At 35.1% G+C, this 24,177-nt stretch carries 14 protein-coding genes; 4 read left to right on the forward strand and 10 right to left on the reverse strand.

The features are described from left to right. Window positions 1–31 precede the first annotated feature (31 nt). The 8 genes from EG814_RS17550 to EG814_RS17585 form a co-directional block, all read right to left on the reverse strand. Complete coding sequence (locus EG814_RS17550; RefSeq protein ID WP_125723193.1) at window positions 32–709, reverse strand: glycerophosphodiester phosphodiesterase; 678 nt, start codon at window positions 707–709, stop codon at window positions 32–34. A gap of 235 nt (window positions 710–944) precedes the next feature. Continuing rightward, window positions 945–2,609, reverse strand: coding sequence for an alpha-amylase family glycosyl hydrolase (locus tag EG814_RS17555; protein ID WP_125723194.1), 1,665 nt, complete (start codon window positions 2,607–2,609; stop codon window positions 945–947). Window positions 2,610–2,842: 233 nt separating this feature from the next. Beyond that, complete coding sequence (locus tag EG814_RS17560; RefSeq protein WP_125723195.1) at window positions 2,843–4,705, reverse strand: glycoside hydrolase family 13 protein; 1,863 nt, start codon at window positions 4,703–4,705, stop codon at window positions 2,843–2,845. Between the two features lie 205 nt (window positions 4,706–4,910). Then, window positions 4,911–7,025: a glycoside hydrolase family 97 protein gene (locus tag EG814_RS17565; protein WP_125723196.1), complete on the reverse strand. Its 2,115-nt coding sequence runs from the start codon at window positions 7,023–7,025 to the stop codon at window positions 4,911–4,913. A gap of 27 nt (window positions 7,026–7,052) precedes the next feature. Next, window positions 7,053–9,356: a glycoside hydrolase family 65 protein gene (locus tag EG814_RS17570; RefSeq protein ID WP_125723197.1), complete on the reverse strand. Its 2,304-nt coding sequence runs from the start codon at window positions 9,354–9,356 to the stop codon at window positions 7,053–7,055. Between the two features lie 179 nt (window positions 9,357–9,535). Beyond that, on the reverse strand, window positions 9,536–10,189 hold the full coding sequence (gene pgmB / locus EG814_RS17575) for a beta-phosphoglucomutase (RefSeq protein WP_125723198.1): 654 nt from the start codon (window positions 10,187–10,189) through the stop codon (window positions 9,536–9,538). A gap of 18 nt (window positions 10,190–10,207) precedes the next feature. Then, window positions 10,208–11,563: an MFS transporter gene (locus EG814_RS17580; RefSeq protein WP_125723199.1), complete on the reverse strand. Its 1,356-nt coding sequence runs from the start codon at window positions 11,561–11,563 to the stop codon at window positions 10,208–10,210. Window positions 11,564–11,739: 176 nt separating this feature from the next. Next, window positions 11,740–12,771, reverse strand: a complete 1,032-nt coding sequence (locus EG814_RS17585) for a LacI family DNA-binding transcriptional regulator (protein ID WP_125723200.1) — start codon at window positions 12,769–12,771, stop codon at window positions 11,740–11,742. A 237-nt stretch (window positions 12,772–13,008) separates the two neighbouring features. Between EG814_RS17585 and EG814_RS17590 the strand changes: the two genes are divergently transcribed. From EG814_RS17590 to EG814_RS17605, 4 genes are all read left to right on the forward strand, one after another. Continuing rightward, window positions 13,009–15,990 (forward strand): SusC/RagA family TonB-linked outer membrane protein, encoded by a 2,982-nt coding sequence (locus EG814_RS17590; protein ID WP_125723201.1) that lies wholly within the window; start codon window positions 13,009–13,011, stop codon window positions 15,988–15,990. 34 nt (window positions 15,991–16,024) lie between these two features. Beyond that, window positions 16,025–17,866 carry a RagB/SusD family nutrient uptake outer membrane protein gene (locus EG814_RS17595; RefSeq protein ID WP_125723202.1) on the forward strand — a complete coding sequence of 614 codons (1,842 nt, stop codon included), beginning with the start codon at window positions 16,025–16,027 and terminating at the stop codon, window positions 17,864–17,866. Window positions 17,867–17,885: 19 nt separating this feature from the next. Next, the gene (locus EG814_RS17600; RefSeq protein ID WP_125723203.1) at window positions 17,886–18,983 is read left to right on the forward strand and encodes a SusE domain-containing protein; all 1,098 of its coding nucleotides are present in this window, start codon (window positions 17,886–17,888) and stop codon (window positions 18,981–18,983) included. Window positions 18,984–19,068: 85 nt separating this feature from the next. Then, entirely contained in the window at window positions 19,069–21,945 is a 2,877-nt protein-coding gene (locus EG814_RS17605) for an alpha-amylase family glycosyl hydrolase (RefSeq protein ID WP_125723204.1), read from the forward strand. Between the two features lie 147 nt (window positions 21,946–22,092). Here the strand turns inward: EG814_RS17605 and EG814_RS17610 are convergent, their stop codons facing one another. Continuing rightward, window positions 22,093–22,332 (reverse strand): DUF6814 family protein, encoded by a 240-nt coding sequence (locus EG814_RS17610; RefSeq protein ID WP_125723205.1) that lies wholly within the window; start codon window positions 22,330–22,332, stop codon window positions 22,093–22,095. Between the two features lie 14 nt (window positions 22,333–22,346). Then, window positions 22,347–23,840, reverse strand: coding sequence for an MFS transporter (locus EG814_RS17615; protein WP_125723206.1), 1,494 nt, complete (start codon window positions 23,838–23,840; stop codon window positions 22,347–22,349). Between the last annotated feature and the right edge of the window lie 337 nt (window positions 23,841–24,177).

Below are 24,177 nucleotides of genomic sequence, written 5' to 3' on the forward strand. Positions count from 1 at the left end.
CTATCGCTTGGGTCGTGGCTATTCTTAAACTTTATATTTTATCTGGATTATCAGAGATAATTCCGTTTACGTTGTAACTTTTTACTTTTTTGATGTCTTCTTTGGAGTTTACTGTCCAAGGGAAAACTTTAAAGCCTTTTTCCTGAATGCTTTTTGTGTTTTCTTTATTCAATAACTGAAAATCAGGGTGAATGGCGTATGCTTTTACACTTTCGGCGAAAGCCAAAGCGGTATCGATATTTTCTTCTGTTAAAACACCAATCGGAATGTTTGGGTTTAGGTTTTGAACTTCTTTTAGAGCATTCCAGTCAAAACTTGAGACAATAAAATGCTCGTAATTCCAGTCTTTTTGAGAAATGTATTCTTCGATTAAAGAAACAACTTGTTTTGAAGTGTCAGCGTTTTTTAGCTCCACATTGATAAAACATTTTTTGTTGACTAAATCAAAAACTTCGTTTAAAGTTGGAATTTGAAGTGTTTCAGCGATTCGAAATGACTTTAATTCGGCTAAAGTAAAGGTGTTTATTTCGCCTTTTCCTTTGGTCATTTTATCGATGGTTTCGTCGTGCATGACGATTATATGTCCGTCGATGCTTAGGTGAACGTCGAGTTCGATTCCGTCTGCATTTAGGTCTAAAGCTTTTTGGAAAGCCTGAAGTGTATTTTCGGGTTCGTATGCTTTCGCTCCACGATGTGCTATTTTTAGCATTTTTTTTGAATAAGGTTCAGAGATACAAAGGTACAAAGTTGCAGAGGAAAAATAATAGCCACGAATTCACGAATTATTTTTAACAATCTATGAGAATAAAAATTCGGGAATTGCTTCGCCTATTCGCTATCGCTCGAGTCGTGGCAAAAAAAAAGCTTCCCGCAGATCTTGCAGATTCGGTAGATTTTTTTATTTTTTTATCTGCTCAATCTGCCAAATCTGCGGGAGAAAAACTTTAAATCTTTTCTAATAATACTATTCCATATTCACTTTCAATAGTTACTTTTCCATCAATAACTTCCATTTTTTGATCTGAAAAAGCATCTCTTAATTTTGTTCCGTTTTCAAAAATAGAGTTTACAGGAAGTTCCTTTTTTCCTTCTGGTAAATCTAAACCGATAATTACTTTATCTGTAAAAGTACCATTAGAATAAGTTCTAGAAAATACATAATGTTCGCTTTCAATTTTAGAATGAATTCCGGCGCCAACAGCAGGGTGATTTCGCCTAAATTGTCCTAGTTTTTGCCAGTGCCAAAGCATTCTCTGCGTTTCGGGATTGCTCTGAATATCGTCCCAATTCATGTTCGAACGCAAAGTTGCATCGCCATTTGTTCCTTCAATAACCAAAGAGCGGTTTGATTCGTCTCCATAATAAACCTGCGACATTCCCGGTGAAAGCAAAAGCTTCGTTCCTGCTTCAAAACCTTTTACACGATTGGCGTCAAAAGGCTGTCCGTCGTCGTGAGAAGAAACGTAATTAAGAACAGAATAGCCTTTTAATTCATTATTTAATGCATTCGAATATTTAGAAAATAAGGTCTCATAATCACATTGACCGGCATTCCATTTAAATTCAAAATTGATCATGCTATTGAAACCATTTTGGAAATAATTTACTTTTCGGTCTCCAAAATCATAATCCTGTCCGCCACTGATTCCGTAACCATAAACTTCGGCAATCGTATAAAACGGATTTTGGTCTAAAACCTGAAGCGGATGATTCTGTTTCCAATTCGCGAAAGCAAAATCACATTCTTTTTTGAAATCTGCCCAAACACCTTCTTCAGTATGTTTTACAGTGTCGGCGCGGTAACCGTCAATTCCGAATTCGGTAATATAATCGGTAAGCCATTTTATGATGTAATATTTTGGACTTCGTGGATAACCCGTTCTTTTGAAGAATTCATCAAGCGAAGCGATTTCTTTTTCGTAACGGCCTTCTTTTTTCCATTTTTCAATTAAAAGAGGAGGAAGTTCCACATTTTGAGTACTTTCGGTTCTAACGTCTGGAAGGTTTTCTACCAAAGTACACATGGTTGTGTTTTCAAATGATTTATAATCGCAGACAACGCCGGTTCTAACCCAGTCAGAAGGCCAAACAGGATCTTCTGGAGTTACTGGTCCAGTGTGATTGATAACGCCATCCAAAACGATTCTGATTCCGTGTTCGTGGGCTTTTTTTACCAAATTTGCCAGATCTTCTTTTGTTCCGAAATTAGGATCAAGTGCCGTCCAGTCTTTTGCCCAATATCCGTGAAAACCATAGCTTAATCCAGTTCCTTCGTCAACGCCGTCGTGAATTTGCTCTACAATTGGCGTAAGCCAAATGGCATTGATTCCCAGTTTGTCGAAGTAACCTTCTTCGATTTTTTTAGTAATTCCTATGATGTCACCGCCTTCAAATCCGCGGAGTTTTCCGGGCGTTTTGGTTCGGTTAAAATTGATGTCGTTGGATTTGTCTCCGTTGTAGAAACGATCGGTAAGCAAAAAATAAACATTTGCGCCTTCCCAAACGAAAGGTGTCTTTGAAGTATCTGTATTCATTGAAACTGATTTTGAGCCAGAACAACCCGTAATTATGATTACTAAAGATAACGAAAGGAAAATGTATTTTTTCATTTATTTTAGATTTAACGAAGTATTAATAAAAAGAATGGCCACAGATTAATGGATTTAAAATGATTTTTCTTTTGCCACGAATTTCACTAATCTCCACGAATTAATTTATCATTTTAAATTTGTGAAAATTTGTGCAATTTGTGGCGAATAAAATCTGTGTTAATCTTTTTAATCTGTGGCTAAAAAACTTTGCGAATCTTTGCGTAAACTTTGCGCTCTTTGCGGTAAAGCCTTTATTCCAATTCTAAAACTAATGCCGATTTTGGTTCTAACGAAATTTCAGAACTTAAATCGAATGTTTTTCCTGAAATAACATCTTTTCCTGATTTGTAGTTTTTGATGTTTTCTTTAAAACGATTTGTTTTTACGGTTTGCGGTTTTGCATTATTATTAAAAACTACCATAACCGTTTTAGCGTCTGTATATCTGAAATATACATAAGTATTGTTTTCAGGAATATAATGCGTCATTTTTCCGAAATGAACCGCTTCGTTTGTTTTTCTCCAGTTGAATAATTTTGCAGTGAAATCAAAGTACGCTGCTTGCTGAGCTGTTCTGCCTTCTTTGGTAAAAGCATTGTTTTTATCGCCAGCCCATCCGCCTGGGAAATCCTGACGAATATCGGCATCGCCTTTGCTTTTATCGCCGCCCATTCCGATTTCTGAACCGTAGTAAATCTGTGGAATTCCGCGAACGGTAGCCAATAAAGTCATCGCCAGTTTGTATTTCGGAAGATCGTATTTAAACTTATCGTTCATACGATCGGTATCGTGATTTTCGGCGAAGACCAAAATATTATTCGTGTTTGGATATAGAAAATCCATTGCAAAATTGTTGTAAAATTTGATCAATCCGCTGTCCCAGTTTGGTTCGTCTTCGTTGAAAGCAGAAGTTACCTGACTTTGAAGCGTAAAATCCATTACAGACGGAAGGTTTGAATTGTAGTTTTCAATTGCCCCAATTTTACTGTCTTTCTGCCAAAAAGCTAAATTTGCCTGATTGTGCATCCAGATTTCACCCACAATATTAAAGTTCGGATATTCTGTAGTAATAGCTTTTGCCCAATTGGCCATTGCCGTTTTATCAGAGTAATTATAAGTGTCTACACGGAAACCGTCTAAGTTTGCAAATTCAATCCACCAAATAGCATTTTGAGTTAAGTATTTTGCAACAAGTGGATTTCTTAAATTCAAATCCGGCATTGAAGGCACAAACCAGCCGTCAACACAAACTTCCTGATCTATTTTTGACGCATGTATATCTGTAATTACTTCACGTCTGTGATGCGTCTGCGTAAAAGTTTCGAATTGGTTGAACCACGTTTTGGTTGGCATATCTTTCATCATCCAATGCGTAATTCCCCAGTGATTGGTTACGTAATCCATAACCAATTTCATGTTCTTTTTGTGCATTTCTGCAGAAAGACGTGCATAATCTTCATTCGTTCCGTAACGTGGATCAATTTTGTAAACGTCCGATTGTCCGTAAGTGTGGTACGAATGCTGTTTGTCGTTGTCTTCGCATAACGGCGTACTCCAGATTGTCGTTGCACCAAGAGACGAAATATAATCTAAATTTTTGATGATTCCTTCAATATCTCCGCCGTGGCGTCCGCCTGGTTCTGCGCGGTTTCCTTTTTCAGTTAAGTTAGCGTCACTGTCGTTTTTCGGATTTCCGTTAGCAAAACGATCTGGCATAATTAAGTACATCACGTCTGATGCGTCGTAACTTTTTCTGTCAGCAGAATTGGCTCTTCTTTCTTTAAGGGAATATTTTTGTGTAAAAGCGACTTTGTTTTTCAATTTAAATGAAAAAGTAAGTTCTGATGCTTTGAGATTTTGTGTGTCGATGGTAATGAAAACGTAGTTAGGGTTTTCTGTTTTTTCTACATTTTTAATCGCAATATTGTTAGAAACCGAAGCTTCGTATTGTGCAATGTTTTTTCCGTAGAACATGATCTGAAGTTCTGGATTTTTCATTCCGGCGTACCAGAATGGCGGCTCTACTTTTTGGATTTGCGCTTTCGCGGAAGCGGAAAACAGTAAAATAAAAAGAGCTATTTTGAATAAGAAATGGTTTGTTTTTAGAATTCTCATAGTTTGTAGTTTTTAGTTTCCTGCAAGGTTTCCAAAACCTTGTAGGTATTTTTGATGGAATCTTGGAAACTATTTTAAACCTACAAGGTTTTAGAAACCTTGCAGGTTAGAATTTAAACCATATAAGAAATGTAAGAACATTTAAGACAAAACTGGGGAGATTTCTATTTAAATGGACTTACATTTCTTATATGGTTAATTAAAATTATTTATTTTCAATAATACTTATCGCATAACCTCCGCCTGGAGCAGAAAGCTGTGATAATTTTGATTTGCTTGTAACAGCAATTTTCTTGATAGTATAAGCCTGCGGATTTGTTTTGTAATGCGCATCTTTTGCATCAGCATAAATTGTTGCTGTGTATTTTTTGCCTTTTTCAAGGAAACTGAAATCGATGTTTGACGTACGTGCAGTTTCTCCGTTTACGTTTCCTACGAACCAGTTGTTTGTTCCTTTTGCTTTACGAGCCACTGTGATGAAATCTCCCGGTTCAGCTTCGATATATTTACTTTCTGACCAGTCAACTGCTACATCTTTAATGAATTGGAATGCATCTGGAAAACGGTTGTAGTTTTCCGGCGTATCTGCAGCCATTTGTAATGGGCTGTACATGGTAACGTATAAAGCCAATTGGTTTGCAATTGTACTATTTACATGCGATTTGTTATCAGGATTCATTTTGCTGATATCCATTTCGAAGATTCCAGGCGTGTAATCCATTGGACCACCGATTAATCTTGTAAATGGGATAACCGTAACGTGATTTGGTTTAGAACCACCAAAAGCTTGATATTCTGTTCCTCTTGCCGCTTCATTTCCAATTAAGTTAGGATAAGTTCTCGCGATTCCTGTTGGACGAACTGCTTCGTGAGCGTTTACCATAATTTTGTAATCAGCCGCTTTTTCGATTGCGTATTGATAATGGTTTACAATCCATTGGCTGTAGTGGTTTTCGCCTCTTGGCAAAATATCACCTACGTAACCGCTTTTTACAGCATTGTATCCGTTATCATTCATGAATTTGTAAGCTGCATCCATGTGACGCTCGTAGTTACGAACAGATCCTGAAGTTTCGTGGTGCATGATAATTTTCACCCCTTTAGATTTTGCATATTCATGAAGACCTTTTACATCAAAATCTGGGTAAGGCGTTAAGAAATCAAAAACATAATCTTTAGAATGTCCAAACCAATCTTCCCAGCCTTCATTCCATCCTTCAACTAAAACAGCGTCGAAACCATGCTGTGCAGCGAAGTCAATATATTTTTTTACGTTAGCATTATTTGCTCCGTGTGTTCCGTTTGGTTTAGCTTTAGAGAAATCTGTAACTCCCAATTGAACAGTTGGATAGTCATTTGTATAAGCCCAAGAGCTTTTTCCTGTAATCATTTCCCACCAAACGCCAATATATTTTACTGGTTTGATCCAAGAAGTGTTTTCGATTTTTGAAGGATCATTTAAGTTGTAGGTCATTTTTGAAGCTAAGATTTCTCTAGCATCATCGCTCACAATAATCGTTCTCCAAGGCGAATGATTTGGAGCTTGCATGTGACCTTTATCTCCTTTTGCATCTGGCGTTAACCAAGATTCGAAAACTAAGTTTTTATCATCTAAATTCAAGTGCATACAAGAATAGTCAATCAAAGCTGCTTCGTGCAGGTTGATATAGATTCCGTCTGCAGATTTCATCATTAACGAAGTCTGAACTCCTGTTGGTGAAAAAGATTTCTGAGAAACGTTTGCTGTATATGCTTTTTGAGATAAACCTCTAATTTCTGATAATTTCGATTTGGTGTAATCGTATTCCTGAGTATCATAATCTCCAGGAATCCAAAAAGCTGTATGATCTCCAGCCATAGCAAATTGAGATCTTTCTTCTTTGATCACAAAGTAAGTAAGATTCTTTTGCGCTGGAAATTCGTAACGGAAACCTAAACCATCATCAAACAAACGAAAACGGATTACGATTTGTCTGTCTGTGCTTTTTTGGTTTAAAGTAACCGCCAATTCGTTATAATGATTTCTAATCTGATCTACTTCGCCCCAAACTGGTTTCCAAGTTTCGTCAAAAGTTGCCGTTTTTGTATCAGTAATTGTAAAATCGTTCAGTAAAGATTTTTTATCATCTTTAAGTTCAAGACCCAATTTACTGGTTTTTACAACTTCTTTATTTTTGTATTTTAAGTTGTAAGTTGGAGTTCCATCGCTTTGAAGCGAAAATTCCATTACGAACTTTCCTTCGGGTGATTTTAATTGCTGCGCTTTTGCAATATTGCTCACCGCAAACAAAATTAAACTTGCGAAAAATAAGTTTTTCATGTTTTTTAGATTTTTAGAGTATTGTATTTAATTTATTTGAGCGAATTTACTTATAGTTATTGGTTTTTCATTAACTATAATTGTTAAATCCTGATCTCCGTCTATTGAAAAAGTAGTTTCATTATGATTTACAGAAACCTTAATAATCTGATTTCTGAAATTGATTTTGAATGAATAGCCTTCCCATTCTTTTGGAATTTTTGGAGAAAAATGAAGCTGATCGTTTTTAACACGCATTCCTCCAAAGCCTTCCACGATACTCATCCATGTACCGGCCATTGACGTGATATGACAACCTTCTTCTACCTCTTTATTATAATCATCTAAATCCAAACGAGAAGTTCTTAAATAAAATGTATATGCCATATCCATTTTATCTAATACTGCAGCCTGAATCGAGTGTACGCAAGGCGAAAGCGAACTTTCATGAACCGTAAACGATTCGTAAAACTCAAAATTGCGCTTTAATTCTTCTTTAGAAAAATGATCTTCGAAGAAATAGAAACCTTGTAAAACATCGGCTTGTTTAATATATGGCGAACGTAAAACACGATCCCAAGACCATTTTTGGTTAATTGGACGCTGTGATTTGTCTAAATCTTTTACCGGAACTAAATCTTTATCTAAGAAACCGTCCTGCTGCAAATAAATTCCTAATTCTTTTGAAAAAGGAAAATACATATCGTCAGCCACTTTTTTCCATTCTTTGATTTCTTCAGATGAAAGACTTACTTTATCTAAAATTCTTTTGTGATCGGTAGGATATTCTGAAGCCACTTTTTCAATTTGTTCAGCAGCAAAATCAATACACCATTTAGCAATATAATTGGTGTAGAAATTATTATTGATGTTGTTTTCGTATTCGTTTGGACCTGTAACCCCAAGGATTACGTATTGATTTTTATCTTTAGAAAAAGAAGCTCTCTGATGCCAGAAACGCGCAATTCCGATTAAAACTTCTAATCCTTTTTCCGGAATATAAGAGTAATCGCCCGTGTAACGGTTGTAGTTGTAAATTGCAAAAGCAATCGCTCCGTTTCTGTGAATTTCTTCGTGTGTGATTTCCCATTCGTTATGGCATTCTTCACCATTCATGGTCACCATCGGGTATAAAGCCGCACCGTTTTTAAAACCTAAATTGTCTTTAGCATTTTCAATTGCTTTGTCCAATTGATTGTAACGATATGTCAGTAAATTTCTTGCAACCTGTTGATCTTTAGTTGCCATGTAAAACGGAATACAATAAGCCTCAGTATCCCAATAAGTAGATCCACCGTATTTTTCTCCGGTAAAACCTTTTGGGCCAATGTTCAAGCGAGAATCTTTTCCAGAATAAGTCTGGTTCAATTGGAAAATATTGAAACGAATTCCCTGTTGTGCTTTAACATCGCCTTCAATAGTAATGTCTGACATTTCCCAGATTTTTGCCCAAGCGTCAATTTGGTTTCGAAGTAAAGTTTCGTAACCTAATGCAACAGCAGATTTAATTACTTTTTCGGCTGCAGCCAAAGTATTTTCATGGTTTAAAGAAACCGTATAACCTCCAATTTTTTGGATTGTTGAGGTTTGTCCTTTTGCAATAATAGTTTGATAAGTATACTGAACTTTATCTGTTGTTGAGTCGATTGTTGACGGTGAAACATGAATATCCTCACCATTTGCCAAAATCGTATTGTGCATAAAAGTGGTTACTTTAAAATGCGTTTTGAAAGTCTGAGCGGTTACAAAAGCTTCGTTTGTACCTTTTTTAACTTCAAGCGGTTCCCAGAATTTTTCTTCCCAATTGGCATCTTCGTTGGTTACACCGGCATCAATATACGGTTTGTAAACGATTTTTGCATCTTTGTTTAAAGGAGTAATATCGTATTTGATTACTCCAGCTTCGTCTAAATCCATTGAAAGGAAACGACGAATATTTACCGAAACTTCAGTTCCGTTTTTCAAGACAGCTTCAAAAGAACGATTGTACCATCCTTCTTTCATATTCAACTCTCTGCGGAAATTTCTAACTTCGGTACAGGTATTTAAATCTAAATTTTCTTCGTTGATTTTTACGTCAATTCCAATCCAGTTTGGCGCATTAAGAACTTTAGCGAAATATTTCGGATAACCGTTTTTCCACCAACCCACTTTTGTTTTGTCTGGATAATAAATTCCGGCAATGTAACTTCCTTGAAAAGTTTCGCCTGAATAGTTTTCTTCAAAATTGGCGCGTTGTCCCATAGCTCCGTTCCCGATGCTGAAAAGACTTTCAGACGATTTTACTCTCTCGGCATCAAATCCTTCTTCTATTACGGACCAATTGTCTGGTTTTATATAATCTTGATTCATTTGTTTAATTAGATAATTTGTTAATTAGAAAATGTGCCAATTGATAATTAGATAATTATTCGTTGACTTTTTATTTCTAATGAATTGCTGTTGTTTTACATTTTTTAATTAGTCAATGAGAAAATTTGATAATTAGATAATTTCTGCAAAGCGAATTATCTAATTATCAAATTGGCACATTATCCAATTAGTTCCTCAATAAAGCTCGTTTCGATTTGGGTAAAATCTTTAAAAATATGATCAGCTTCATGTAAAATTGTTTCCTCACCAATTCCCACACTTACCATTTCTGCGATGTTTGCTGCCTGAATTCCGGCAACAGAATCTTCAAATACAATTGAATTTTTTGGATCAATGTTTAATAATTGAGCCGCTTTTAAGAAAACTTCCGGATCTGGTTTTGCATTGGTAACGTCGTTTCCGTCAACAATAACATCGAAGTAAGACAGAATCCCTGTTTTTTCTAAAATTGGTCTTGCATTTTTACTGGCAGAACCCAATGCAATTCCTTGGTTTTTCTCTTTTAATAGTTTTAGGATTTTTAAAACCCCTGGAAGAATCTCACTTTCATCCATGTCAACTAAATAAGATAAGTACTCTTCATTTTTCTCAATTAGCATTCTGTCCTTATCGGCCTGCGAAACCTGAACATTTCCTAATCCTAAAATGATATCTAGAGAACGAACACGACTTACTCCTTTAAGAAGTTCGTTGTCTTCGTGCGTAAAATTTATATTTAATTCCTGAGCGATTTTTTGCCAGGCTAAAAAGTGATATTTGGCGGTGTCTACAATTACACCGTCAAGATCGAATATGAATGCTTTTTTCATTATAAGTAGTGTGGTTCTTATTTATGATTTTATATTGATGTCGTCTACGTCTTTTACTTTATAAACCAAAGCAGCAGCAATTAAAAAGCTGACACCGCTGGTAATTAAAGCATAAATTGCATCGCCATTGTAGAGATATTTTACAATTGGACCGCCAATAAGTGCGTTTACAATTTGCGGAATAACGACAAAGAAATTGAAGATTCCCATGTAAACACCCATTTTTTTAGGCGTAATAGATCCTGCAAGAATTGCGTATGGCATTGCCAGAATACTTGCCCAAGCCACACCAATTAAAACCATCGGAAGTACAACCCAGTCTTCATTAGGCATAAAATAAATTGAAATTAATCCGATTCCTCCAATGACTAAAGAGAGAGAATGTGTTGATTTTCGTCCGATTTTTTTAGCGATATACGGCAAAAAGAACAGTGCAATAATTGCCGAAACTAAATTGTAAACACCAAATAGTATTCCGACCCAGTCGCCGGCATCTTGATATTGCTGACTTGAAGTGTCGCTTAGTGGCAGACCGTAAATGTGATGTGCAATTGCTGGAGTGGTAAAAACCCACATTCCGAACAGACCAAACCATGAAAAAAACTGCACCCAGCTAAGCTGACGCATTGTAGTTGGCATTTTTGCAAAATCAGTAAAAATGTCTGTAAGTTTTGATTTTTCTTCTTCTTTGACTTCTTCCTCGTTTTGAGGATCTTCAAATTGGGCTAATTCTTGTGGAGAATATTCTTTAGTTGAAAATAAAGTCACTAAGATTGAACCGATTAAAACGGCTGCACCAATAATGAAAGATAAAGTTAAGTTTAAAGGTACACTTCCAGGAACTGAACTGTTTGATACTCCAAAATACTTAGTTAAGATGTAAGGAAGTGCAGAACCAATTACGGCTCCAAAACCGATTAAAGAAGTCTGAATACTAAAACCCGCAGTACGCTGATCTGTTCTTAAATTATCTCCAACCAAAGCACGGAAAGGTTCCATGGCGATGTTAAAAGAGGCATCCATAATCATTAACATTCCGGCTCCAACCCATAAAGCAGGTAAAATTGAAATGAAAATATTGGCTTGTGGCATTAAAATTAATCCTACCGAAGCCAAAATAGCACCCACCAAAAAGAAAGGCTTTCGTCTTCCGAATCTTCCCCAGGTTTTATCGCTATAATGACCAATAATAGGCTGCACTATTAATCCCATTAGGGGAGCAATAATCCAGAACCACGAAAGTTCATGTACGTCGGCACCAAAAATTTGAAGAATTCTGCTGGCATTTGCATTCTGAAGAGCAAACCCCATTTGTATTCCTAAGAAACCGAAACTCATGTTCCAAATTTCCCAGAAACTTAATTTACGCTTTTCCATTATCGTAATTGTGAAAAATTATACGATAAGCGCTTTGCTTATCAAAACTTACTGTTTTTTCGAAGTAAAAGTAAAAGCCTTGACGGGCGTAAAAGTATAAATTATTTTTTTATTTATGCTAATAAAAAAGCCATAAATGTTTTTTATGGCTTTGGAATAGGTTGATTTTAAGAAAATTAGTCAGTAGATTCTCTTTTTATAAGGTGTGTTTCTATAACTTCTGTAGTGTAATTTTCGGTATGTTCTTCATCGTCATCTTCTTCGGCCTCGAGTCTTTCAATCAGCATTTTGGCTGCTTTATTTCCCATTTTTTCACCACTTTGGCTAACAGTTGTAATAGTTGGAGTAGAGTATTTTGAAATAATTCCGTCAGTAAACGCAATTACGGCCAAATCTTCAGGGACTTTTAATCCCATTTTGTTGGCTGTTTTGATAATTGTTACGGCAAAAAGCTCATTTACAGCAAAAACAGCGTCGAAAGCTCTTTCGTGTAAAAGCTGACTGATCGTTATTTCGCAAGTTTCTACATCTTCAATTTTGATAATTAAATCTTCATTAAACGGTAATCCATTGTCGAGTAAAGCTTTTTCGTAACCATCTGTTCTAAGTTTTCCAACACTTACATAATCGACTGTAGTTACTAGAGCGATCTTCTTGCGTCCATTGTCAATTAAACTCTGAACTGCCTCATAGGCAGCAGATTTATCGTCAATAATTACTTTATCGCATAAAATATCGTTGGTAACACGGTCGAACATAACCACCGGCATTCCCTGATTGATTACTTCGGTGATATGATGAAAATCGCCTTTATATTGCGTTTCTTTAGAAAGAGACATGATAAAACCATCTATACTTCCATTGGCCAGCATTTCCATATTTAGAACTTCCTTGTCAAAAGAATCGTCTGATACACAGATTACTACGCTGTAGCCGTATTCGTTTGCTACCTGTTCTACTCCGTTGATGACGGTAGAGAAAAAATAATGTACAATTTCTGGAATAATAATACCAATACTCTTGGTTTTTCGGTTTTTTAAACTTAGGGCAATATTGTTGGGCTTGTAGTTGTAAAACTTCGCAAAAGCCTGAACTTTTAGCCGTGTTTCTTCTCCAATTTCAAGACTGTTTCTAAGTGATTTTGAGACAGTTGAGATAGACACGTCAAGTTCTTTTGCAATCTGTTTTAGAGTTATTTTACGTTTCATATTATTATGTGAAAAAAATCTAATTAATAATAAAGGTATCTAATATTTTTAGAATTGATAATTTTTGACTGAAAAGATTACAAAATGTAGAAAGTTTTCAACACTACCACGTTTTCGTAACGCAATAAAAAAAGTGTCTGGTTGTTCATGTTAATAAATTGATAATTTTGGGATTCGAAGTAAAATTAAAAACTTAACTAACGTTCAAAAACTCAAAAACTAATTTAAACAAAAAGTATGAAAACAATTTACAAAAAGTTGTTATTTTTATTCCTATTGTTGCCTTTTACAGTGTTGGCTCAGAACACTTTAAAAGGGACTGTTGTTGATAAAGCAACAGGTCAGCCAATACCTGGGGTAAATGTAAATGTACAAGGTGCTCCAAACGGTGCATCAACTGGATTTGATGGTAATTACCAACTATCAAATGTTAAAAATGGAAGTAAAATCGTTATTTCTTTTATTGGATATAAAACGCAAACGATTGATTTTACTGGACAGAACCCATTAAATGTTTCTTTGGAAGAAGATACAAATCAACTTCAAGAAGTTGTAGTACAAGTAGGTTATGGTACTGTTAAGAAAAAAGATGCGACAGGATCTGTATCTCAAATTTCTGCCAAAGAATTTAATAAAGGTATCAACGTTACTCCAGAGTCATTAATTGGCGGGCGTATTGCCGGTGTAAATGTTGTTGGAGGAGGTGCTCCAGGTGCAAAAGCAGATATTAGAATTCGTGGAGGATCTTCACTAAGTGCTTCAAACGATCCGTTGATTATCTTAGACGGACTTCCGTTGAGCAATGCGGTTCCTAGTGGTGCTACAAGTATATTATCTACAATTGACCCAAATGATATTGAGTCTTTTACAGTTCTTAAAGATGCTTCTGCGGCGGCTATTTACGGTTCTCGTGCAGCAAATGGTGTAATTGTAATTACTACCAAAAAAGGAACTAAAGGAGGCGTAAAAGTTAATTTCAGCTCTCAAGTTGGTATTAATACAGTTGCTAATACTGTTGATGTTTTAAGTACAGAACAATTTCGTAATTTAGTGAATACGTTAGGGAATGATGCTCAAAAAGCAACAATGGGTACTGCAAGTACAAACTGGCAAGATGAAATTTTCCATACTGCATTGACAACAAATAATAATATTTCTGTAAGTGGTTCTTTATTCAATAAATTACCAGTTCGTTTATCTGTTGGAAATGTTGATAATCCTGGAATCTTAAGAAATACTTCTTTTGAAAGAACAACGACATCGATATCGTTAAACCCTGTTTTATTTGACAATCACTTAAAAATTGATATTAGCGGAAACTTATCTTTCAGTAAAAATCAATTTCAGGATGAGAATGCAGTTATTGGATCCGCAATTAGTTTTGATCCTACACAATCTCCTTATCAAGCAGGTTCTCGTTATGGAGGATATTTTGAATGGTTGGAGCCAAACGGAAACATAGCATTATTACCTGCTAAAAATCCTGTAGCGAGGTTAAACCAAGAAGATAAAAGATCTAAATCCACAAGAAAGTGGGGTAACATTAGTCTAGATTATAAATTTCACTTCTTTGAAGATTTAAGAGTTGTAGCTGAAGCGGGAATCGATAGATTTGACAGTAGCGGATACAACAGACAAAGCACAGAAAGTATTTTAGGATTTCAACCTGTTCCTTTTACATCTGCTGGTTATGTGAATTTAGGGAATTATGATACTTATACAGATGATCTTCAAAATAAAAACTTAAATACTTATTTTGTATATAGCAAAAATTTAGGAAAACTTAAATTGGATGCTACGGCTGGATATAACTATCAGTTGTTTCAAAAAGAAAAATACCAATCTGGAGCGCTTACACAGCCTGTTGAAACTAGAAATGAAGATGTTATCACTGATCCAGATATTAATTTACAATCTTTCTTTGGTCGTTTAAACCTAGGTTGGGATAGTAGATATTTGCTGACATTAAATTATAGAAGAGATGGAACTTCTCGTTTTTCTGAAGAAAACAGATGGGGTAACTTCATGGGAGGTGCTTTTGCATGGAATATTGCTGAGGAGTCTTTCTTAAAAGATAACGAAACGCTTTCTAGTTTAAAATTAAGAGTTGGTTATGGTACTACTGGTCAGCAGGATATTTCTGCTCAGTATGATTATTTAAGAAGAGTTACATTAGGGACAATTAGTACTCAATACGTATTTAACGGTGTTGTTTACAGAACTGCAAGACCAGAAGGTTACAACCAAAACATTAAATGGGAAGAATTAGCAGAGATGAACGTTGGTGTTGATTTCGGATTCTTAAATGATAGAATTACAGGATCTGTAAACTATTTCGATAAAAAATCTACAGATTTATTAGCTGATGTATTAGTTCCAGATGGAGCAAACTTAAGAAACCAAGGATTTAACAATATTGGTAATTTGAGAACAAAAGGACTAGAGTTCAGTTTACAATCTGACGTTGTTAAAAATGATAATTTAACTTGGAATGTTGCTGTTAATGCTACTTATTTAGATCAAAAAATTGAAAGTTTAGGTCAAACTGTTGAAGGTTTCCAAGGATATGAAGTAGGAGATAACATTCAAGGAGGAAATGGAAATAAAATATTAATTAATACAGTTGGATATGCTCCAAACTCATTCTTTGTGTATGAGCAATTGTACGATGCTAATAAAAAACCAATTGCAGGTGCTTATGTAGACAGAAACGGAGATGGTAAAATTGATGCTTCTGATCGTTACAGATATAAAAAACCAACAGCAGATTATACGTTTGGTTTATTCTCAACTTTAAACTACAAAAAGTTTGATTTTACAATGAACTGGAGAGCTAGTTTAGGAAATTACATTTTTGATAACGTAAATTCTAACTTAGGATACTCAGATCAGGCTCTAAGAAGAGATAATGATTTGTCAAACCTTAGTTCAGATTATTTAAACACAGGTTTCAAATTTGAAGATAATGGTACACAGCGTTATTTATCTAATTACTACATTAAAGATGCTTCTTTCATTAAATTAGATAACATAACTGTAGGATATACATTAGACAAATCTTTATTAAAAGCGGCTTCTTTAAGATTCTCAGCTGGTGTTCAAAACGTTTTTGTACTTACAAAATATGATGGATTGGATCCGGAGAAATTCAACGGAATTGATGGTAACGTTTACCCTAGAGCAAGAACATTCTTGTTTGGAGTAAATGCAAGTTTCTAAAAGTACATTGAAAAACAATTTTAAAACATACAAAATGAAAATATCATTTAAATATATATCTTATTTTTTCCTATTCATTTTAGGAATTAGTATGACGTTGACTTCGTGTACAGACGATTTAAACGTGACCCCTAAGGATGATGATGAGTTTTTATCAGAAACCTTTTTCCAAGATCCTGAATCTTATAAACAAGTATTAGCAAAATTATATGCTGGATTGTATGTAGGAGGTAATGATGGTGATGGACAAGCTGATATTGCGGGTCTAAGTGGAGATTTTAGTAGTTACCTGCGTTTACTTTTCGTAACTCAGGAATTTACAACAGACGAAGCTATTATTGCTTGGGCAGATGGTACTTTGCCAACATTAAATGCGCAGACATGGTCTCCTGTTAATGAGTTTTTATACGGAACTTATTCTAGAGCTTCTTACCATATTAGTTTGGCAAATGAGTTTTTAAGACAAACAACAGAAGATAAATTAGATAGCAGAGGAGTTGATGCTAATTTAAAAGCTGAAATTGCAACTTTTAGAGCAGAAGCACGTTTTTTAAGAGCTTTTTCTTATGTGAATTTAATGGACTTGTTTGGTAATGTGCCAATTACTACAGAAGCAGATCCAGTAGGATTTTTCTATCCAGAACAAAAAACAAGAGCAGAAGTTTTTGCTTTTGTAGAGTCTGAATTAAAAGATTTAGATAATAGTTTGAAAACTGCAAAATCAAATGAATACGGAAGAATTGATAAAGTGGCGGCTAAATTTTTATTAGCTCAAATTTATTTAAATTCAAAAGTTTATACTGGCACAGAAAGAAATAACGAGGCTGCAACATTGTGTGCCGAAGTTATCAGCTCAGGATATACATTTGCAGAAGTTCCTTACCGTCACTTGTTTTCTGCGAATAATGATAGAAACGGTGCTCAGTCAGAATTTATTTTCCCAATCATCAGTGACGGAAATGCAATTAGAGCAACTGGTGGTGGAATGAGTTTTATTTTACATGCTTCTATTGGAGGAAGTATCGATGCTGCTCAGCAAGGTATGGATGGTGGATGGCAGGGAATCAGAACACGCAAAGAGTTTATTGCTAGTTTTGGTACTCCTACAGGTTCATTTGACTTCTATCAGACAAAAAGCAAAAACTTGGCAAACAACACAGGTATCTTAGTTAATAAAGATGGATTGGCTTTCGATTCAAGCGATAAAAATGAAAAAGATACAGGTTATAACGCTAATAACACTTATTTGTTTAACCTTGTAACGGGTGCAATTACTTTAAACGGTGTTGCGGTTGCGGCTCCAACTGGTTTTACAAATGCTCCGGTATCTTTGGGTAAACAGCAAGTTTGGAGAGACAAACGTTTATATGCTTATACTCCGGGACAAGCTTTAGATATTGCTAATACATCAACATTTACAGATGGTTATGCATTAACAAAATTTACAAATGTTAATTCTGATGGTTCAGCTGCTCAAAGAGCAGATATTCCTGATACTGATTTTCCTATGTTTAGAGTTACAGATGCTTACTTGATGTATGCTGAAGCAACTGTAAGAGGTGCATCATCTGGAAATATAGCTACAGCTGTTCAATATATTAACCAAATTAGAACAAGAGGAAATGCTCCAACAATTACAGCAGCAGATTTAACACTTGATTTTATTTTGGCTGAAAGAGGAAGAGAATTATATTGGGAATGTAAAAGAAGAACTGATTTAATTCGTTTTGGTAAATTTACAGGAGGAGATAAAATCTGGCAATGGAAAGGTGGTGTTCAAGCAGGTACTTCTACTGCATCTACAAGAGACCTTATGCCAATTCCTGCTAAAACAATTCAGGCAAATCCTACTTTGAAACAAAATCCGGGATATTAATACCTAATAAAATTGTAAAATGAAAAATATATATAAAGTTTTAATCGCATTTATTGGCGTATTAACGGTGTCGTGTAATGCAGACGCTGTTGATGAAAGACCAGTTCTAGACGTTGTTACAGCGCCTGAAATTACGGCACCGGCAACAGGACAAACGTATGTTTTGGAAGCTGATAAAGGAGCAGAAGTAGCTGCTAAATTCACATGGTCTGCTGCAAAATATTCGACTGTAGTAGCAGTAAATTATACTTTGTTGATTGATAAAAAAGGAGGTGATTTTTCTGCTGCAAAAACACTTGAAACAACTACTGCAAGCGTAACAGAAGTTTCTGTATTAGTTAGAGATCTAAATCAGGTTGCAATTGATCTTGGCGGAGTGCCAGACGTAGCGGCGGAATATGATGTTAAAATTGTATCAAATGTTTCGGGGTCATTTAAACAAGTTTCTACAGGCTTAATAACTATTAGTGTTACGCCTTATTTAGGACGAGTTGATTATGAGTTTACAGATTGGTATCTAATTGGTGCAGCTGTCGCTGGCGGATGGGATAATAATGTTGATACTCCACATCAGCCAATGTTCAGAGATGGAAAAGACGCAACTAAATATAAATTTACTGGATACTTTAAAGCTGGTAACTTTAAATTAATTTCTGAAAAAGGAAGCTGGGCTTCTCAGTTGGGTAGAGCCGACGATTCATCAATTGAAATTAAAGACAATGCAGGAGAATTTACAATTCCTGCTGATGGATATTACACTTTAGAGTTTAATACTAAATCTTTAAAATATACATTAGAAGAATTTAAAGATGCTGCTGCGATAGCAAAAACATATACAAGTGTTGATATCATCGGAAGCGTTTTTGATCCTACCTGGAGTACACCAGTTTTATTGGATCAGTCATCTTTCAATAAGCATGTTTATTCAAAAGGACCAACTTCTTTAGGTGAGGGAGAGGCGAAATTTAGAGCAAACAATTCATGGGATGTTTCATGGGGTGGAAATACTGCTTTTTCAGGTGGAGGCACAGGAGATAATATACCAGTTGCTAAATCTACATATGTAATTTATTTCAATGATTTAGACGGAAGTTATTTGATGATTCCAAATCAATAAAAACTTCAGTTAATAACTGAAAAAGGGCTATCTCCAGATAGCCCTTTTTTAATCAGACTAACTAATCAAAATAACCACACTGATTATGAAAAAAACTTTACTATCTATATTTTTACTGTTAGCATTTTCTCTTTCTGCACAAATAAAAACAGTAACATATTCTATAAATCCGCCAACTTTTGAAGATACAACGCCAATTACGATTACAATTAACGGAGATAGCGTTGACGAAACTGCGTGGGGGATAAGTGCAACCCGTGCTATTTATCTATGGTCTTGGTCTTATGATGTAAATGATACAAATCAAGCAGATAGTCCGTCAAACGGTTCTTGGACAGCATCAAACGAAGCTAGTAAATTTACTTATAATGCAGGAACAGACACTTATACCAAAACCATAACACCATCGGTATATTTTTCCAGAAACGGAATAGGGAAAATAGGTTTTCTTGTAAAAGCAAAAGACGGTACAGGAGATAAGAAGTCACAGGATATTGCTGTTGAAGTTGGCTCTTTTCAAGTTTCTCTAAATTCACCAGCAGAAAACAGCACTTCGATTATTGCTTCTGGTGCAAGTTTTAATATTAAGGCCTCAAATACAAATGGAGCGGCAAGTTATACTTTGAAAGCAAATGGAGTTACAATAAATACCAATGCAAGTACTTCGAATTATTCTTATACACACGCCAATATTACTGGAAATCAAAATTATGAATTGCTTGTAAGACAAGGAGCAACTACAGTTTCGAAGAAATTTGCTTTGATAGTAAATCCAAATACCGTTTCTGAGGCAATGCCAGCAGGATTGGTAGACGGAATTAATTATAATCCTATCGATTTTACAAAAGCGACTTTGGTACTCGATGCGCCGCTAAAAGATTTTGTATACGTAGCCGGAAGTTTTAATAACTGGCAGCCAACAACGGCTTATGCTATGAAAAAAGATCCTGTTTCAGGCAAATTTTGGCTCGCATTGACAGGATTAGTTTCAGGGGTTAATAATTTGTATCAATATTGGGTTGTAGATGCAACTCCTTTGGCAAATTCACCTTCAATGGTAAAAACAGCAGATCCATATTCTACGTTAGTTTTGTCTCCATTTGATGATCAATATATACCTTCTTCAAAATACCCTAATATGCCTGTTTATCCAGCGGGACAAAATTTTGAAGTTACTGTTTTAAAAACAGGTGAGACTCCTTACAATTGGAAGGTGACCAATTTTGTAAAACCTCAAAAAGAAAAATTAGTAGTTTATGAAGTTTTGGTTCGTGATTTTGATGCATCTAGAAGTTATCAAAGCTTAATTGATAAAATAGATTATTTTAAAAATTTAAAAATAAATGCAATCGAATTAATGCCAGTAATGGAATTTGAAGGCAATGAAAGTTGGGGGTATAATACCTCATTTCATATGGCTTTAGATAAGTTTTATGGAACTTCAGATAAGTTAAAAGAATTTATTGATTTGTGCCACCAAAACGGAATTGCTGTTATTCTTGATGTTGCCCTAAATCATGCTTTTGGAAGAAATCCAATGGTAAGAATGTGGATGAATGATCCTGATGGAGATGGTTTTGGCGCTCCGACGGCAGAAAATCCGTATTTTAATACCGTAGCAAAACATAGCTATAGTGTGGGAGAAGATTTTAATCATCAATCACTAAAAACACAGTATTATGTTAATAGGGTGATTAAACAATGGATTGAAGAATATAAAATTGATGGTTTTCGTTGGGATTTAACAAAAGGATTTACACAATTATGTACAGCTGGAGACAATTCTTGTACAGATTCTTTCAAGCAAGATCGTGTTGATATTTTAAAAAAATATGCTGACTTTTCTTGGGCGATAGATCCAACTCATTATACTATTTTCGAACATTTAGGAAGCGATGCTGAAGAAAAGGAATGGGCGAATTACAAAGTAGTAGAAACGCCAAGTAAAGGTGTAATGATGTGGGGAAAAATGACAAAAGAGTACAATCAATTGTCAATGGGATATGCTTCTGAAAGTAATATTTTTAGAATGAATAGTGCCAACCGCGGATTCGCAGCAAATCGTTTGATGGGTTATGCAGAAAGCCATGACGAAGAACGGTTGATGTATAAAAATGTGCAGTACGGAGCTTCAAACGGAAATTATAATGTAAAAACATTAAATACGGGATTGTCTAGAATGTCTGCAATAGGCGCAGTCTCTCTTTTGATTCCAGGGCCAAAAATGATTTGGCATTTTGGAGAGCTAGGAATGGACGATTCTATTTTTAGCTGTAATAACGGAACTGTAAACGATGAAACAGGAACAACTCCTGGCGATTGTAAATTAGACACAAAACCACAGCCACAATGGACAGAGAATTGGCTTAGCAATTCTAATCGGAATAAGATTTACAACGATTGGGCTAAAATGATTACGCTTAAAAAAACAGAACCCGTATTTTTAGGAACAGCAACAATGGCCAATGCAGCGACTCTGACCGTAAATATTAAAATTACAAACAGCAGTCTGACTTCGGCTCAACTTAAAGACGTCGTGATTTTGGCTAATTTTGACACTGTCACGCAAAATATGATTCCAGGATTTCAATATACAGGAACATGGTATAATTTAATGGACAACACAACAATGAATGTTGCAAATGTAAATTCGCCAATAAGTTTAGCTCCTGGTGAGTTTAAAATTTATGGCAATAAACAAGCAAATCTGGCAATAGAAGATTTTGAAAGAGGAAGCCAAGTTAGTTTATATCCAAATCCCGTTACCGATTATTTTACTTTAGGTTTTAAAGCTTCAAAAGTAGATATCTATTCCATTACAGGGCAACTAGTAAAGACGTTTAATACAAACGGAAATACAGATTATCAATTCTCAGTAAATGGCTTAGCTAATGGATTGTATCTCGTAAAAACGTTTGACGAAAATAATAAAGTTCGTGTTGTGAAATTTATTAAAAATTAGGTTTGGTTAGTAATGAAAAGGGGCTGTCTAGAAATGGACAGCCCTTTTTTTTATTTAAACAGCTTTTATTCAAATGTCTTATTTTAATACTCTAATGTCTTCTAGAGGTATTTAAATAATTAGACATTGTTCATGACTTAGCTGTAATTATTTTATTTGTTTTTTCTTAGGTTCATTATATTCTCCGATTAAAGAGTAATATCCAAATGTTCCTAATCCCATAATGATAAGCGGAGTTAGTATAAATAGGATAATAACACCAAATACCAAATCATCCTGCTGGTCTGAAAGAAGTTTGGGCAAACCAAATTCAAACACGCAAAAATAAGCCGCAGCTGCAGCCAAAGCAATCCATAACGCCCCTAAAACTTGTTTAATCGCATTCATTTTTTTGTAAAATTTTAAAGGTGAGTAATTTTGTTTTTGTTGTCAATATAAATCATTCCAATAATAAAGCAGATTCCGGCAATTATAATAGGATACCATAATCCGTCTAAATAAAAATCGGTTTTACCTGCTGTTTTGGCGTGTGATACAAAATAAGTGGAAATAGCTGGAAGTAATCCTCCAAAAATTCCATTCCCGACGTGATAAGGCAATGACATAGAAGTATATCTAATTTTGGTAGGAAACATTTCAACTAAAAATGCAGCAATTGGGCCGTAAACCATTGTTACAAATAAAACTTGAATAAAAACCAGAAAAATTAAAGCCCATTTATCGTTCGAATTAATTAGAATTGAGACACTTGTTTGTACATCTTTTTTATCTATGTACGTTTTTTTCTCCATTGCGGTTGTGCCATCAGTATATTTTTTTTGAATGGTTGTAACAGAACTTCCGTTAGCCTTCTTTTCGGTTGTTTCAATAGGCTTTTCCAATATTTCTGTCTTCAGGCTAACGTCTGTAGTTTGGTACATCGCTTTATAAATAGGTCTGTAAGATAAAATAGCCAGAAGCATTCCGAACATCATAATATATTTGCGTCCAATTTTGTCGCTCAACCATCCAAAAAAAATAAAAAATGGAGTACCAATTAAAAGAGCAATTCCTAATAATTCGTCTACTTGCGAAGAATCAACATTCATTACCGTTTTCATAAAGCTCATCGCGTAGAACTGTCCCGTATACCAAACGACACCTTGTCCCATTGTAGCTCCAAACAAAGCCAAAAGAACAAACTTTAAATTGTATCTATTTCCAAAACTTTCCTTTAACGGATTCGTACTTGTTGTTCCCTCTTTTTTAGCTTTCGCGAAAATCGGAGATTCATCCATATTTTTTCTAATCAAATAAGAAACCCCAACCATTGCAATAGAAACCCAAAACGGAACACGCCATCCCCACAAGTCAAAAGCTTCTGGAGAAAGAACGCTTTTGGTTGCTAGAATAACCATTAGAGAAATAAATAATCCAACTGTAGCAGTTGTTTGAATCCAAGAAGTCCAATAGCCTTTTTCTCCAGCTGGTGCATGTTCTGCGACGTACGTAGCAGCCCCGCCATATTCGCCTCCAAGAGCAAGTCCTTGCAAGAGACGCAAAACTAAGACCAATAAAGGAGCCAAAAAACCAATAGTTTCATAACTCGGAATACAGCCAATTAGAAAAGTAGAACCACCCATTAATAATAAGGTAGCCATAAAAGTATATTTACGACCAATAATATCGCCAAGTCTTCCAAAAAATAAAGCACCAAAAGGACGAACAACAAATCCGGCTGCAAAAGTAGCTAGTGTAGATAGGAATGCGGCGGTAGGATTGTCGCTAGGGAAAAATTTAGTTGAAATAACAACAGCCAGACTGCCGAAGATATAAAAATCGTACCATTCAATCATGGTGCCCATAGAAGAGGCAGAAATTACTTTCCAAATGCCCTTAGTAGAAGTTTTGCTCATAAAACAACTTTGAGATCTTGTTAATAATTGAAATCTAAAAATACAGTTTTACGAATATATAAGATATTTTCATATTCACTTAATACTTTTTTAACAAAAACTATTTATTTGTTGACTTTTGATTTCGAAGTGAAAAAGATTTAATCGCAAAGAGCGCAAAGAAAAAACGCAAAGGTTCGCAAAGTTTTATTTTAAGCTTTGCGAACCTTTGCGTATAACTTAGCGTACTCCTATGTTTGTAATGTTGTTTTATAAGTTTTTACAATTTGTAAATTTACAGTATTAAAGTGAAAAGGGATGAGAGTACATTCGCGTCTAAATAGTTCAAAGAAACATA

This window comes from Flavobacterium ustbae, from assembly GCF_003946915.1.
GTDB lineage: Bacteria > Bacteroidota > Bacteroidia > Flavobacteriales > Flavobacteriaceae > Flavobacterium > Flavobacterium ustbae.